The sequence below is a fragment of the Streptomyces sp. NRRL S-1022 genome (genome assembly GCF_000720135.1).
In the GTDB taxonomy this organism is placed as follows: domain Bacteria; phylum Actinomycetota; class Actinomycetes; order Streptomycetales; family Streptomycetaceae; genus Streptomyces.
This window is the reverse complement of record NZ_JOIU01000003.1, coordinates 1-14,569: the sequence shown is the minus strand read 5'-3', so window position 1 is coordinate 14,569 and position 14,569 is coordinate 1. Positions and strand designations below refer to the sequence as shown.

The following is a 14,569-nucleotide window of genomic DNA, read 5'->3' as shown; positions in this document are numbered from 1 at the left end:
CTGTGGTGCCGTACGTCACGCCGGTCGCGGGGCGGTCACTCCACCACGTGCCGTCCCTCCGGGCGCGCGCTGCAGGAGGCGCGGAACGCGCAGTGCGTGCAGTGCTGGCCGGTGCTCGGTGTGAACCGCTCGTCGAGGACCTTTCCGGCGGCGGAGGCCAGCAGCTCGCCGACCCACTCCCCCGCGAGCGGCTCCTGGGTCTGCACCTTGGGCAGGTCCTCGCCGCCGTCGCGCTTGGCGGCGCCCTGCCTGAGGTGGACCAGCTCGGCGCCGCCGGGTTCGGGGCGTACGCCGTCGAAGGCGCTGTCGACGGCGCCTTCGCGGACGGCGAGCTGGTAGACGGCGAGCTGGGGGTGCCGGTCCACCTCGCGCGCGGTGGGCGCCTGCTTGCCGGTCTTGAAGTCGACCACGTAGGCCCGGCCCTCGGCGTCCGTCTCCACGCGGTCCATCTGGCCGCGGATGCGGACCTGGTAGCCGCCCGCTTCGAGGGTCACGTCGAAGTCCTGCTCGCTGACCACCGGGGTGCGGCCGGTCCGGTCCAGCACGTGCCAGTTCAGGAAGCGTTCGAGCGCCACGCGCGCGTTGTCCTTCTCCTGCTGCGACTTCCAGGGCGCGTCGAAGGCGAGCGCGTTCCACACGGAGTCCAGGCGTTCCATGAGGACGTCGAGGTCGGCGGGGGTGCGTCCGGAGGCGACCTCGTCGGCGAGGACGTGGACGACGTTGCCGAAGCCCTGCGCGGCGGTGGCGGGTGCGTCGGCCTTCACCTCGCGGCCCAGGAACCACTGCAGGGCGCAGGTGTTGGCGAGCTGGTCCAGGGCGCTGCCGGACAGCACCACGGGCTGGTCGCGGTGGCGCAGCGGCACCTTGCTCTCGGTCGGCTCGAACATGCCCCACCAGCGGTAGGGGTGTGCGGACGGCACCAGCGGGCGGCCGTCCTCGTCGGCGAGTGCGGCGAGGCGGGCGAGCCGGCGGGCGGCGGCCTCCCGCAGCGCGGCGGAGACGCGCGGGTCGACGGTGGTGGCGCGCAGTTCGGCGACGAGCGCGGCGACGGACAGCGGGCGGCGGGGGCGCACGGTGACGTCCTTGGGTTCGACGCCCAGCTCGGTGAGGAACCGGGACGGCTGGTCGCCGTCGTCGGCCGGTGCCTTCACGGCGGTGACGACGAGCCGGTCCCGCGCGCGCGTGGCGGCGACGTAGAACAGGCGGCGCTCCTCGGCGAGCAGCGCGCCCGGGGTCAGCGGCTCGGCGAGTCCGTCGCGGCCGATGCGGTCGGCCTCCAGCAGCGAGCCGCGGCGCCGCAGGTCCGGCCACAGGCCCTCCTGGACGCCGGCGACGACGACCAGCCGCCACTCCAGGCCCTTGGCCCGGTGCGCGGTCATCACGCGGACGGCGTCGGGCCGTACCGCGCGGCGGGTGAGCGTGTCGGCGGCTATGTCCTCGGCCTCGATCTCGGCCAGGAAGTTCAGCGCGCCGCGGCCTCCGGTGCGCTCCTCCGCGCGCGCGGCGGTGGCGAACAGCGCGCAGACGGCGTCCAGGTCCCGGTCGGCGTTGCGGCCGGCCGCGCCGCCGCGCCGGGCGGCCCGCTCCAGACGCCCGGGCCAGGGCGTGCCCTCCCACAGGTCCCACAGGGCTTCCTCCGCCGTCCCGCCGCCCGCGAGGCGCTCACGGGCCTTGCGGAGCAGCGCGCCCAGGCGCTGCGCCCCGCGCGCGTACACCGGGTCGTGCACGGCCAGGCGCTCCGGTTCGGCGAGCGCCCGGGCGAGGAGTTCGTCGGACGGGGGCGGCAGCGGGTTCCCGGCGGCCCGCTCCTCCTCCCGCAGGGCTCGGCCGAGGCGGCGCAGGTCGGCGGCGTCCATGCCGGCCAGCGGCGAGGTGAGCAGGGTGAGGGCGGTCTCGGTGTCCAGCCAGCAGGCGTCCGGGGCCTGCGGTCCGGTGTCGGCGGCTTCCGCCGGGGAGGCGCCGGCGGCCGGCGTGGCGTCCTGCGGCGCGGGGTCCTCGCGGCGCGGTGCTTTCGCCGTGGCCACCGCGCGCAGCGCCGTGAGCAGCGGCGCGACCGCGGGCTCGTGCCGCAGGGGCAGGTCGTCGCCGTCGATGTCCAGCGGGACGCCGGCGGCGGTGAGGGCGCGGCGCAGGGTGGGCAGGCGGGAGCCGGCGCGCACCAGGACCGCCATGTCGCTCCAGGCGACGCCGTCCTCCAGGTGGGCGCGGCGCAGCAGGTCCGCGATGTTGTCCAGTTCCGCGCCGGACGTCGGGTAGGTGTGCGCCTCGACCCGGCCGCCGTCGCGTACGGCGGCCGGCTCCCGGTGGGCGCGGACGTTCTCGGCGGGCAGCCGGGGCAGCGGCATGCGCCGGGTGATCAGGCGGGTCGCGGCCAGCAGGGCGGCGCCGGAGCGGCGGGAGGTGCGCAGCACCTCGACGGGGGCGGGGCGGCCGTCCGGGCGCGGGAAGGCGGCCGGGAAGTCGAGGATGCCGTTCACGTCGGCGCCCCGGAACGCGTAGATCGACTGGTCGGGGTCGCCGAAGGCGACGAGGGTGCGGCCCCCTCCGGCCAGGGCGTGCAGGAGCCGGACCTGGGCGGGGTCGGTGTCCTGGTACTCGTCGACGTACACCGCGTCGTACTGGGCGGCGAGGCGTGCGGCGGTCTCGGGGCGGCGGGCGACGAGGACCGCGCGGTGGACCAGGTCCGCGTAGTCGATCACGCCCTGGAGGTCGAGGGTGTCGAGGTACTCGGCGAGGAACGCGGCTGCCGCCCGCCAGTCGGGGCGGCCGATGCGGCGCGCGAAGGCGTCCAGGGCGTCCGGACCGAGGCCCAGTTCGCGGCTGCGGGCGAGGACGGCGCGGACCTCGTCGGCGAACCCGCGCGTGGTCAGGCAGGCGCGCAGGTCGTCGGGCCAGCGCACGTGGGTCAGACCGAGCCGTTCCAGTTCGGGCTGGCCGGCGAGCAGGTCGCGGACGGCGACGTCCTGCTCGGGACCGGAGAGCAGGCGCAGCGGCTGGGTGAACCGGTCGCTGTCCTGGTGGGCGCGGACCAGCGCGTAGCAGTACGAGTGGAAGGTGGTCGCCCTGGGCGCGCGGGCGGCTCCCATGCGCAGGGCCATGCGGTCGCGCAGCTCGACGGCGGCCTTGCGGCTGAAGGTCAGCACGAGGATCCGCTCGGGGTCGCCGCCCCGGGCGATCCGCGCGGCCACGGATTCGACCAGGGTGGTGGTCTTGCCGGTGCCGGGGCCGGCGAGGACCAGCAGCGGTCCGCTCCGGTGGTCAACCACAGCGCGCTGTGCCGCGTCCAGAGGAGGGGGGTCCGCGACGGCCGGCGGGGTACGGACCAGTCGGTAAGCGCCACGGCTCCCCTGCCGTACCGGGGGGTGCGGCAGGCGCCTGGTGGAGGAAGAGGAGCTCACGTGGTTGGCCGGTCCTGGTGGGTGTGCTGGCGGGCGTGCGGTCAGGCGCACGAGGCGGTGACCGCGGGGTGAGGGGGACACGTGCCGCCGACGTTACGCCGCCGCTCCGGCCAGAAGCAGGGCTTCCGGTTGTTCCCTCGGGGCGCTCGGACCACGCGTGTCCCACACCCCTCGAACGTACGGCATGCCACGGACGTCCCCCGTGTCACCCGAACGGACCATCGGTCCGGCCCTGCGGAATCCGATGGCGGAAGCTGTCAGATGTGACCCTCCGTGCCCGCGTCGCCGTCCCAACGCGCCCGCCGCATGTCGAGCCGCGGCAGATGCCCCTCGGTGCTCGGGCCGGCCTGCTTCAGCGGCGTGCCCTCCTCGCGGTAGCGGGCGAGCGCGCGCAGCTCGTTTCCGGGCAGCAGCACACCGTCGCTGCGCACCACACGCCACCACGGGACGGCACTGCCGTAGAGGGCCATCACCCGGCCCACCTGACGGGGGCCTCCCTCCGCGAGCCACTCGGCGACATCGCCGTACGTCATGACCCGGCCCGGCGGGATCCGCTCGGCGACGTCGAGGACCCGCTCGGCGTACTCCGGCAGCGCGTCCGCGTACCCCGCGCGGGCGTCTTCGGAAGGGCTCTGCTCGCTCATTCCCCCCATCCTGCCGCACCGCGCAGCCGTTCCGGCGGGGTACGCGGACAACGGTCCTCTCGCCCCCGGACGCTCCTTCGGGCAGACTGTGCGCCCGCGCATCCGGACCCTGATGCCCGTGTGTGCCGGTGGGGCATGCCACCATCGTGCGGGCGGTGACTGGTGATACGAGACCGAGAAGAGACCACGAAGGAGCAGGGCGTGCACCCCGATGGAGCGGCGGGCACCCCTGACGCCTCCGCGCGCCCCGGCCCCGCCCGTGCGGACGGGGGCGGCACCGGCGCGCATCACGAAGACACCGGCCCGCGCGGGGACGACGGCACGCGCGCACGGGAAGGCGAACCCGAGGCCCGGGAGAACGACGCGCGAGAGAACGACGCGCAGGAGAACGACGGCTCACGCGCGCGCGAGGACGAAGCCGAGGCGCGCAAGGACGACGGCACTCACGCGCGCGGCAGTGGCGATGATGCCTCCGCAGAGGCGCCCGGCCGCGAGACCGCGCCCCCGGACAGCCCCGCGTGCGCCGAGGACGACCCCCACGCCGAGGAGGTGGAGGGCGACGAACCGCTGCTCCCCGCGCGCGTGCACCGGCCCTCCGACCTCATGCGGCTCCTGGTGGGCGTGCTCGCCATCGTGGTGCTGCTGGCGATCGCCGCGTTCGCGCACGGCACCACCTCGGGCCTCGAACAGGACATCAACAAGGGCACCGGGCAGGCCCCGGACCTGCTGATCAAGATCGCGGGGCTGGCGTCCAGCATCGCGATCCTGCTGGTGCCGGTCGCCTTCGCGATCGAGCGGCTGATCAAACGGGACGGCCTGCGCATCGCCGACGGCGTCCTCGCGGCCGTCCTGGCCCACGGAGTGACGCTCGCCACCGACCTGTGGGTCGCCCGGGCCGCCCCGGACTCCATCCAGGAGGCGCTCACCCAGCCCTCGCCGGGCGACATCCACGCGCTGACCGACCCGGTGCACGGCTATCTGGCACCCGTGATCGCGTACATGACGGCCGTCGGCATGTCCCGCAGACCCAGATGGCGCGCGGTGCTGTGGATCGTGCTGCTCCTCGACGCGTTCTCGATGCTGGTCACCGGCTACACGACCCCCTTCTCGATCATCCTGACGATCCTGATCGGCTGGACCATCGCCTACGGCACCCTGTACGCGGTCGGCTCCCCCAACGTGCGCCCCACCGGCCAGACCCTGATGGCCGGCCTCCGGCACGTCGGTTTCCACCCCGTCAGCACGGCCCGTGAGGAGGCCGTGGAGACGGAGAACGGCGACCGGGGCCGGCGCTACTTCGTCACCCTGGAGGACGGCCCGCCGCTGGACGTCACGGTCGTCGACCGGGAACAGCAGGCGCAGGGCTTCTTCTACCGCGCGTGGCGCAATCTGACCCTGCGCGGCTTCGCCACCCGCTCCAGCCTCCAGTCGCTGCGCCAGGCCCTGGAGCAGGAGGCGCTGCTGGCGTACGCGGCGATCGCGGCCGGCGCCAACGCGCCCAAGCTGATCGCCACCTCCGAGCTCGGCCCCGACGCGGTCATGCTCGTCTACGAGCACACCGGCGGGCGCACCCTGGACTCGCTGGCCGACGAGGACATCACCGACGAGCTGCTGCGCAACACCTGGCACCAGGTGCGGGCGCTGCAGTCCCGGCGCATCGCCCACCGCAGGCTGGCCGGAGACGCGATCCTGGTGGATCGTTCCGGCAGGGTGATCCTCACCGAGCTGCGCGGCGGCGAGATCGCGGCCGGCGACCTGCTGCTGCGCATGGACGTCGCCCAGCTGGTCACCACGCTCGGCCTGCGGGTCGGTGCCGAGCGGGCGGTGGCCTCGGCGGTCGGGGTGCTCGGCCCGGACGCGGTCGCCGACTGCCTGCCCATGCTCCAGCCGATCGCGCTGACGCGTTCCACGCGCGCGACGCTGCGCCGGCTGGCCCGGGAGCGGGCCCAACGCGAACGTGAGGCGGTCCTGGAGGCCTCCCGCCAGGCCAAACTGGCCCGCGCGGAGGAGGCCGCCGAGGCGGCCCCGCCCGTCCTGGACAAGCCCGACAAGAAGATGGTCCGCGCCGAGCAGCGCGCGGAGAAGCGGGCCATCGACGAAGCCCTCGAAGAGGCCCGCGAGGAGGATCTGCTCACCCAGATCCGGCACCAGGTGCTGCTCATCCGGCCCCAGGCACCCGTGGAACCGGCCCGGCTGGAGAGGGTCCGGCCGCGCACCCTGATCAGCTTCATCGCCGGTGCGATCGGCGCGTACTACCTGCTGACGCAGCTCACCCACATCGAATTCGGCACGCTGTTCGCGCAGGCCCAGTGGGGCTGGGTGATCGCCGCGGTGCTGTTCTCCGCGCTCAGTTACGTGGCCGCGGCGATGGCCCTGCTGGGCTTCGTGCCGGAGCGGGTGCCGTTCCCGCGGACCGTGGGGGCGCAGGTCGCCGGGTCGTTCGTGAAGATCGTGGCACCGGCCGCGGTCGGCGGTGTGGCCCTGAACACCCGCTTCCTCCAGCGCGCCGGGGTGCGTCCGGGGCTCGCGGTGGCGAGCGTCGGCGCCTCGCAGCTGTTCGGGCTCGGCTGCCACATCCTGATGCTGCTGTCGTTCGGCTACCTGACCGGCACCGAGAAGACCCCGTCGCTGTCGCCGTCGCGCACGGTCATCGCGGGCCTGCTGACCGTGGCCGTCCTCGTCCTCGTGGTCACCTCGGTGCCGTTCCTGCGCAAATTCGTCGTCACGCGCGTGAGGTCGCTGTTCGCCGGTGTCGTACCCCGCATGCTCGACGTGCTGCAGCGGCCCCAGAAGCTCGTCACCGGCATCGGCGGCATGCTCCTGCTGACCGCCTGCTTCGTGATGTGCCTGGACGCCTCCATCCGGGCCTTCGGCGACGGATCGGTGTCGCTCAGCATCGCCAGCGTCGCCGTCGTCTTCCTCGCCGGCAACGCGCTCGGTTCCGCGGCGCCCACCCCCGGCGGCGTCGGCGCGGTCGAGGCGACCCTCACCGTCGGTCTGATCGCCGTGGGCCTGCCCAAGGAGGTCGCCGCCCCGGCCGTGCTGCTGTTCCGGCTGCTGACCCTGTGGCTGCCGGTCCTGCCGGGCTGGCTGGCCTTCAACCACCTCAGCCGCAAGGGAGCCCTCTAGGCGCCCTTGCCGGGTGCCGTAGCTCGTACGGACCGCGCCCGGCGCGCGCCCTGGCGTGCACGCCCCCACGATGGGGGTATGGCGAACCCCTCCCGGCTGCTGGCCGCCGTGCTGGCCACCACCGCCGCGCTGCTCACCACCGCGCTGGCCGGCTGCGGCGGCGGCAGCACGAAGGACGGGGATCTCACCGCTCAGAAGCTGGACTGGCAGGACTGCCCGGCCCCCTCGGAGGCGGAGGGCGGCGGGAGCGCCCCGTCGCCGCTGCCGAACGGCGCCAAGTGGCAGTGCGCGACCATGAAGGCACCGCTGGACTGGAGCCGGCCCAAGGGCGACACGATCGACATCGCCCTGATCCGCGCGCAGGCCACCGGGCCCGCGAGCCGGCGGATCGGCTCGCTCGTGTTCAACTTCGGCGGCCCGGGCGGCAGCGGCGTCACCACCCTGCCCGCGTTCGGCTCCGACTACACCACCCTGGGCACCCGCTACGACCTGGTCAGCTTCGACCCGCGCGGGGTCGGCCGCAGCTCGCCGGTGACGTGCGAGAGCGACGCCCAGCTCGACGACTACTTCCAGCAGGACGCCACCCCGGACGACAGCGCCGAACGCACCCAGTTCCTGGCACGCACCCGGCAGTTCAACGCGGCCTGCGAGAAGAACTCCAAGAAGATCCTGCCGCACGTGCGCACCACGGACGCGGCCCGCGACATGGACCTGATGCGCCAGGTCCTCGGCGACGACAAGCTGCACTACTTCGGCATCTCCTACGGCACCGAACTCGGCGGCGTCTACGCCCACCTCTTCCCCCGGCACGTCGGCCGGGCCGTCCTCGACGCCGTCGTGGACCCCACCCAGTCCCCGGAGCAGGGCGCCCTCGGCCAGACCCAGGGCTTCCAGCTCGCTCTCGACAACTTCGCGAAGGACTGCACCTCGAAGGCAACGGAATGCCCGATCGGCAGCACCGAGCAGGAGGTCAAGGACCGCATCGCGAAACTCCTCGCCGACCTGGAGAAGAAGCCGATCCCGGGCATCTTCCCGCGCCAGCTGACCCAGACCGCCGCCACCAACGGCATCGCCCAGTCCCTGTACTCGAAGGACTTCTGGGAGTACCTCACCGAAGGGCTGGAGCAGGCCTACGACGGCGACGGCAAGATCCTCATGCTGCTGTCCGACTCCATGAACGGCCGCAGCGAGAACGGCGAGTACAGCAACCTCACCGCGGCCAACATCGCCATCAACTGCTCCGACGAGAAGCAGCGCTACGACACGGCCTACGTCCAGCAGAAGCTGCCCGAGTTCCGCGCCGCATCCCCGCTGTTCGGCGACTACCTGGCCTGGGGCATGCTGAGCTGCACCGACTGGGCGGTGCCGGGCGCCGCCAACCATCCCGACGTCAGCGCACCGGGATCGGCGCCCGTCCTCGTCATCGGCAACACCGGCGACCCGGCCACGCCGTACGAGGGCGCGAGGAAGATGGTGGACGCGCTCGGCAAGGGCGTCGGCGTCGAGCTGACGTACAAGGGCCAGGGGCACGGCGCGTACGACAGCAAGAACAAGTGCGTGCAGAGCGCGGTGAACGCCTACCTGCTGGACGGGAAGGTACCGAAAGCCGGCACGGTCTGCTCGTGAGAGACCTCCCGGCAGTCACCGCCGACCAGCAGAAGCAGCCGGTAAAGCGCCAGGTCAGAGGGTTATCCACAGGCTGCGACGGGCCCGGCCCGGTGCGCCTACGATGGCCTGAACGCCCGGCGCGGCACGATGCGGCGGGCCTGTCAGGGGGGTGCGCATGATGCGATTCGTGCGGTGGACGGCCGCGCTGGCGGCAGGGCTGCTGCTGGCCGGCTGCGGCGGCTCGTCCGGCGGGGACGGCGACAGGGACGAGGGCAAGGGAACCGGCCCGGCTCCCCCGTCGGCGACGCGCTCCCCGGCCACGGCGTCCTCGACGGCCCTTCCGTCCTCCCTCACCTCCCAGCACCTCGACTGGCGCCCCTGCAAGGCCACCGGGAACTCCTCCGCGCCGGGCGCCAGCTGGCGGTGCGCGACCCTCCAGGTGCCGCTGGACTGGTCGAAGCCGGACGGCAGGACGATCGGTCTCGCCCTCATCCGCGCGCGGGCCACCGGCGGTGACCGCATCGGCTCGCTGCTGTTCAACTTCGGCGGCCCCGGCGGCTCCGGTGTGTCGACGATGCCGTACTTCGCGGACTCCGTCTCCGCCCTCCACGCGCGCTACGACCTGGTGAGCTGGGACCCGCGCGGGGTCGGCGCGAGCCAGGGCGTCCGCTGCCGCGGCGACCGGGAGATCCAGGCCGCCGAGTCGGTGGACGCCACACCGGACACCCCGGCCGAGGAGCAGGCCTACTTCCAGGACGCCACCGACTTCGGCAAGGGCTGCCGCAAGGCCGCCGGAGCGCTGCTGGCCCATGTGTCCACCACCGACACCGCACGCGACATGGACCTGATGCGGCAGGTCCTCGGCGACGACAGGATGCACTACTTCGGCATCTCCTACGGCACCGAACTCGGCGGTGTCTACGCCCACCTGTTCCCGCGGCGGGTGGGCCGGCTGGTCCTCGACGCGGTGGTCGACCCGACCGCGGACACGGTGGGCCACGCCGAGAACCAGGCCCGCGGCTTCCAGCGGGCCCTGGACGACTACCTCAAGTCCACCGGCCAGGACACCGAGCGGGGCTCCCGGCAGATAGCCGAGCTGCTGACCCGGCTCGACGCCGAGCCGCTGCCGACGTCCTCCGGTCGCAAACTGACCCAGACGCTGGCGGTCACCGGGATCATCCTGCCGCTGTACAGCGAGTCGATGTGGCCGAGGCTGACCGACGCCCTCAAGTCGGCACGGGAGGGCGACGGTTCGGCGCTGCTGGCGCTCGCCGACCAGTACAACGACCGGGAAGCCTCGGGCCGTTACGGCACGACGTCCCACTCCCAGCGGGTCATATCGTGCCTGGACGACAGGCAGCGGCCGACACTCGCCGAGACGCGGCGGCGGCTGGCCGAGTTCGAGCGGATCTCACCGGTGTTCGGGGACTACCTGGGCTGGGACACGGCCGGCTGGTGCCACGACTGGCCGGTGCCGGGCCAGTACGACACCCCGGAGGTCAGCGCGCCGGGATCGGCACCGGTCCTGCTGGTCGGCACCACCGGCGACCCGGCCACCCCGTACGAGGGCACCCGCAGAATGGCCGGCGAACTGGGCCGGGGCGTGGGCGTCGAACTCACCTGGAAGGGCGAGGGACACGGCGCGTACGGCAACGGCAGCGACTGCGTCGACTCGGCGGTGGACGCCTACCTGCTGAAGGGAGCGGTCCCGAAGGACGGCACGACCTGCTCCTGACGCGAACGGGGGCTCCGGGCACCACAGGCACCCGAAGCCCCCGCCGCACAGACCGGGGAACCGGCTCAGTAGACCGGCAAGTCAGACGATCTTCCCCGTAACCTGCCGGTTTCCCGCGTCATCACTCCCCCTGGGCCGTCGTGGGGCCGTCATCGGTGTCCGGGCCGTCCAAGAAGGCTCGGTTCACCGCTTCACGGGTCCGCTTCTCGCTGCTGGGCATCAGGTGCGTGTACGTCCTAAGGGTGAAGCCCGGGTCGTGGTGCCCCAGGTACTCGGAGAGGGCCTTGATGCTCTCCCCCGCGTCGAGGAGGACGGAGGCGTAGAAGTGCCTCAGGGCGTGCATGCCGCTCGCTCGGCCGAGAGGGACGCCCACGGTCTCAAGAGCTGGGCGCCAGACTCCACGGTTGAAGTCGTTGCGATTGATCGGGCGGCCCTGGTCCCGGTGGAAGAGCAGAGAAGCAGTCACCGGGGCTCCGTCGACAGTGCGCCAAGGCAGGGCGACGGAGGCCGGCGGATGTTGGCTGATGTGCTCCTCGATCGACCGAGCGACGCTCTCGGGCAGCGGGACCGTCCGCTCCTTGGCTCCCTTGGGCGGTGCGAACACCGGCCGGTTGCGGATCAGCTTGACCTGCCGCACGACGTGAACCACGCCGTCGATGAAGTCCACGTCTTCCACCGCCAGGCCCAGGACCTCACCCTGACGTAGACCGCATCCACCAGCGAGGTCCACCATGGGCCGGTACTGCTCGGACAGCGCCGAGCGGACCGCGAGAACATGCTCGCGCTGCCAAGGAACGATCCGACGAGGGTCGAGCTTCGGCGCGCGGACAGACGACGACCGGCAGGGGTTCTCCGGGATCAGACGGTCGTCCACGGCCGCTGTCAGCATGGTGGAGAGGTTGGCGAAGATCACCCGCTGATAGGCAGGAGCCACTCCCCCGTCGTGCAGCTTCCGCAGCCACTCGCGGATGTGCGTCGGCCGGAGCGAGCCCAGCGTGCGGCTGCCCAGGTAGGGCAGTACGTGTAGGCGGATGCGCTGCTCTGTCCCCACAAAGGTGCCGGGGTCCATGGTGAGCGACGCCAGCCACCGTTCGGCGTGCTGCCGCACAGTGAGGCGGCCGGCCTGCGGATCGATGTACTGCCCGCGCGCCATGTCAGTCTCGATCTGCGAGAGCCACTGCTCAGCCAGCCGCTTCTGGCGGTCGGGGAAGCTCTTCGACTTCTCGGTGCCGTCGGGGCCGACGTAGCGGGCGCGGTAGCGCAGGCCCACGCCGTATCGCTCGGTCTTGACCTTGACGACCTTGCCCGTGGGCCCAAGCTCGGTCTTGTACCAACGGTCTTGAATGTGTCCGGCCATTAGGCAGCCTCAGCCTTCCCAAGCTGGGAATTCACCCAGGCTCGTACGTCGTTCGGGTCGAAGCGCAGGTGCCGGCCGACGCGGAAGCCGCGGGGGCCGGTGTGCTTGCGGCGCCACTGGTAGACCGTCTCGACGCTGGGCAGCTCGAACATCTCGACCAGGTCCTCAGGGGTCAGGAACCGGTTCGGCAGCTCTGAGGCCATGGTCAGTACTCCCTTTCGTTGATGAGTTGGTCACGTAGGGCTTCGCGGGCGGTCTCGCGGTTGAGCTGGAGATCGCGGGCGATCGTGGCGGCGAGGGCGGATTCACCGGGGGTGTGGCCGTGTCCCGCGTACTGCCAGTCGGCCAGGACGAGCACCGTGTCCGGCTCGACGTCGTCCAGGCCGAGGGCTTGGCGTTCCTGGGCGGCGCGGTAGTCCGCGCGTTCCTGACGGAGGGCGCCCAGGGTGGTGGAGTAGCAGCGGGACTTGGATGAGAAGTGGCCGCGGAAGCCGAGCATGTGAGCCCAGGCCCACAGGCGCCGATCCGGGTACAGCGGGTCGAGCTGCTTGCAGGCTTCGATGAGGCGGCGGATGTGGTCGGGGACGCCGTGGCGGTCAAGTTCGGAGAGTTCGCCGATGCGGCGGTCGAGGGTGCCGGTGTTCTCGGCGGCTTTGGTGGCGTATTTGGCGACGTAGGAGGCGACGGCCTGTTCGGTGATGTCGGAGCCGTCCCCGAAGGCCTTGACCGGCCGGACGTCGAGCTGGGTGCCCCAGCGGAAGGTGCGGGCGGGTTGGTCGGCGGCGGCTGGGACGGAGACCGAGGTGTACGAGTGGCCGGCGGCGGCCCGGATGGCGTCGGTGAGGAGGTCGACCGTGGCCCAGCTCGGGGGCGGGGTGCCAGGGCCGTCCGGTCCGTCGAGGCGGATCACGGCATGGAAGTGCAGTGCGCCCCGCTTCTGGAATTCGGCGACCTTGCCGTAGGAGAGCCGGGCCGCTTCCTTCAGCTCCCGCTGCGAGAGGCCGGCGCGAGCGGCGACTTCCCGGCGGAGCCGGTTGGTGAAGCGCTGCCAGAGCTGTCCGGCGTGGTTGTTGAAGAGCACCGCGCCCGCATAGTCGTACGTCTCCGGGTCGAGGGCCGTGCCGAGTGCGGGGTCGTCGGCGGCGTGGCGGGTGCCGCAGCGGCAGACGCCCCGGTCGGGCCGGTTGTGTACCCGGCCGAAGGAGGGGGCGGTGAGGGTGGCGAAGACGCGGGGATGGTCGCGGACGGTGGCGGGGATGTCGCGGCGGTCGTCCCCGGCGAGGCCGGCGCGGATGAGGTGGTAGGTGTCGCCCGCGTAGGTCCAGGCGCAAGACGGGCAGCGGGAGGCGCGGCGGTTGCCGCATGCGAGTCGGAGCCGTCCGCCGGGTTCACCCTCGGTGGAGTAGTGGTGCAGGGTCTCGCCGGTCGTTTTGTCTTTGTGCAGGACCCAGCCAGTCAGGTGGCATGATGGTGGTTCCTTTCGATTGCGGTTGGAAGGAACGGCCCCGGGTGGCGGCGTGCTTGGCGGCTTGTGCGCCACCCGGTGGCCTTTCAGCGAGTGGCGCGAGAGCCCCGGCGCGTGCGGCCCTTGGTCGCGTACATGGCCGCGTCGGCGGCGGCGAGGGCGTCCGTGAGGAGCGGCATCGCCAGCTCCGCGACGGGGCAGACGCCGACCGAAGCGGCCAGCAGGAGCGACGTACCGGCGTAGGACAGCGGCTGGTGAAGTGCGGCGGTCAGCGCGTCGAGGTCGACGGCGGCCAGGTCCCGGATCACGGCGACGAACTCGTCGCCGCCCAGGCGGCCGGCGGTGCCGTTACGTCCGCACCAGGCGCGCAGCCGAGCGGCGATCTCCACGAGGGCGGCGTCACCGGCGGCGTGGCCGTGGGTGTCGTTGAGGGTCTTGAAGTAGTCGAGGTCGACCAGGAGGACCGCAGCGGTCGGGTGCCGGCGGATGCAGTGTTCGGCGCGGGTGGTCCATCCGGCGCGGGTGAGCAGGCCGGTGAGCGGGTCGCGGCGGGCGGAGACGAGGCGGCGGGTGAGGATGCCGCCGTGCACGGCCCAGCCGAGTAACGGCACGATGCTCGCGGCTATCTGCAGGTCCATGTCTTTGTCCCTTTGGCGATGGCGGTTGGCTTGGCGGAACCCGGTCCCAGGAGCGGCGGCGTGCTTGGCGGCTTGTGCGTCGCCCCCGGGACCGTTCAGCGGCGGTGCTGCGAGGAGACGAGCGAGCGGATCACCACGGCGCAGACGGCGACGGACGCGCCGGTGACGGCGACGGCCAGGAGCATCGAGACCAGGACGGCACCGACGACCAGGACCACGGCCGTACCGCCACCGACGAGGGCGAGGACGACTCCCGGGGTGAGCTGGACGGTGCGCCGGGAGGGGACCTGGGCGACCGCGGCCGGGGCGGGCGTCGGCTGGTGCTGGACCACGCTGGTCGGCTCGATGACAGCGGGCGAGACGCGTCCGGTCGGGGTGGGCATGGTGGGGATCTTCGGGCGGAGCATGGCGGTTCTCCCTTCGCTACTTGGTGAGAGCGGTGTCGATGGCGGGGGCGAGGACGCTGTCGGCGAGGAGGTAGCCGCCGAGGAGGAGTACGGCGATGAGCCAGGCGGGCGGGCGGATGAGCTTGACGCCGAGGTAGCCGACGACGGCCAGGGCGAACCAGAGCGGGACCTGCATGGCGGTGGGTCTC

At 72.7% G+C, this 14,569-nt stretch carries 10 protein-coding genes; 3 read left to right on the top strand and 7 right to left on the bottom strand.

Annotated elements, in window-relative coordinates:
• Nucleotides 1–35 precede the first annotated feature (35 nt).
• Together IG05_RS0103465 and IG05_RS0103460 are read right to left on the bottom strand one after the other, a co-directional pair.
• Entirely contained in the window at nt 36–3,398 is a 3,363-nt protein-coding gene (locus tag IG05_RS0103465) for an ATP-dependent helicase (protein WP_078893874.1), read from the bottom strand.
• Between the two features lie 257 nt (nt 3,399–3,655).
• Entirely contained in the window at nt 3,656–4,042 is a 387-nt protein-coding gene (locus IG05_RS0103460; RefSeq protein ID WP_030338944.1) for an MGMT family protein, read from the bottom strand.
• 201 nt (nt 4,043–4,243) lie between these two features.
• Here IG05_RS0103460 and IG05_RS0103455 point away from each other — a divergent pair, with 201 nt between their 5' ends.
• The 3 genes from IG05_RS0103455 (at nt 4,244) to IG05_RS0103445 (ending at nt 10,514) form a co-directional block, all read left to right on the top strand.
• The gene (locus tag IG05_RS0103455) at nt 4,244–7,171 is read left to right on the top strand and encodes a lysylphosphatidylglycerol synthetase family protein (RefSeq protein ID WP_234335756.1); all 2,928 of its coding nucleotides are present in this window, start codon (nt 4,244–4,246) and stop codon (nt 7,169–7,171) included.
• Nucleotides 7,172–7,249: 78 nt separating this feature from the next.
• Nucleotides 7,250–8,797, top strand: a complete 1,548-nt coding sequence (locus tag IG05_RS0103450) for an alpha/beta hydrolase (protein ID WP_030338941.1) — start codon at nt 7,250–7,252, stop codon at nt 8,795–8,797.
• Nucleotides 8,798–8,954: 157 nt separating this feature from the next.
• Entirely contained in the window at nt 8,955–10,514 is a 1,560-nt protein-coding gene (locus IG05_RS0103445) for an alpha/beta hydrolase (protein WP_030338939.1), read from the top strand.
• A 121-nt stretch (nt 10,515–10,635) separates the two neighbouring features.
• Here IG05_RS0103445 and IG05_RS0103440 read toward each other — a convergent pair whose 3' ends face one another.
• The 5 genes from IG05_RS0103440 to IG05_RS0103420 form a co-directional block, all read right to left on the bottom strand.
• Nucleotides 10,636–11,871: a tyrosine-type recombinase/integrase gene (locus IG05_RS0103440; protein ID WP_030338937.1), complete on the bottom strand. Its 1,236-nt coding sequence runs from the start codon at nt 11,869–11,871 to the stop codon at nt 10,636–10,638.
• The gene (locus IG05_RS0103435) at nt 11,871–12,074 is read right to left on the bottom strand and encodes a helix-turn-helix transcriptional regulator (RefSeq protein WP_030338936.1); all 204 of its coding nucleotides are present in this window, start codon (nt 12,072–12,074) and stop codon (nt 11,871–11,873) included. Before IG05_RS0103435 ends, IG05_RS0103440 begins: the two co-directional genes overlap by 1 nt.
• 2 nt (nt 12,075–12,076) lie before the next feature.
• Nucleotides 12,077–13,426 carry a replication initiator protein RepSA gene (repSA, locus tag IG05_RS0103430; RefSeq protein WP_420707559.1) on the bottom strand — a complete coding sequence of 450 codons (1,350 nt, stop codon included), beginning with the start codon at nt 13,424–13,426 and terminating at the stop codon, nt 12,077–12,079.
• Entirely contained in the window at nt 13,423–13,974 is a 552-nt protein-coding gene (locus IG05_RS0103425) for a GGDEF domain-containing protein (protein ID WP_030338933.1), read from the bottom strand. The genes repSA and IG05_RS0103425 overlap by 4 nt, the downstream gene beginning before the upstream one ends.
• Nucleotides 13,975–14,069: 95 nt before the next feature.
• Entirely contained in the window at nt 14,070–14,381 is a 312-nt protein-coding gene (locus IG05_RS0103420) for a hypothetical protein (protein ID WP_030338931.1), read from the bottom strand.
• Nucleotides 14,382–14,569: the final 188 nt, after the last annotated feature.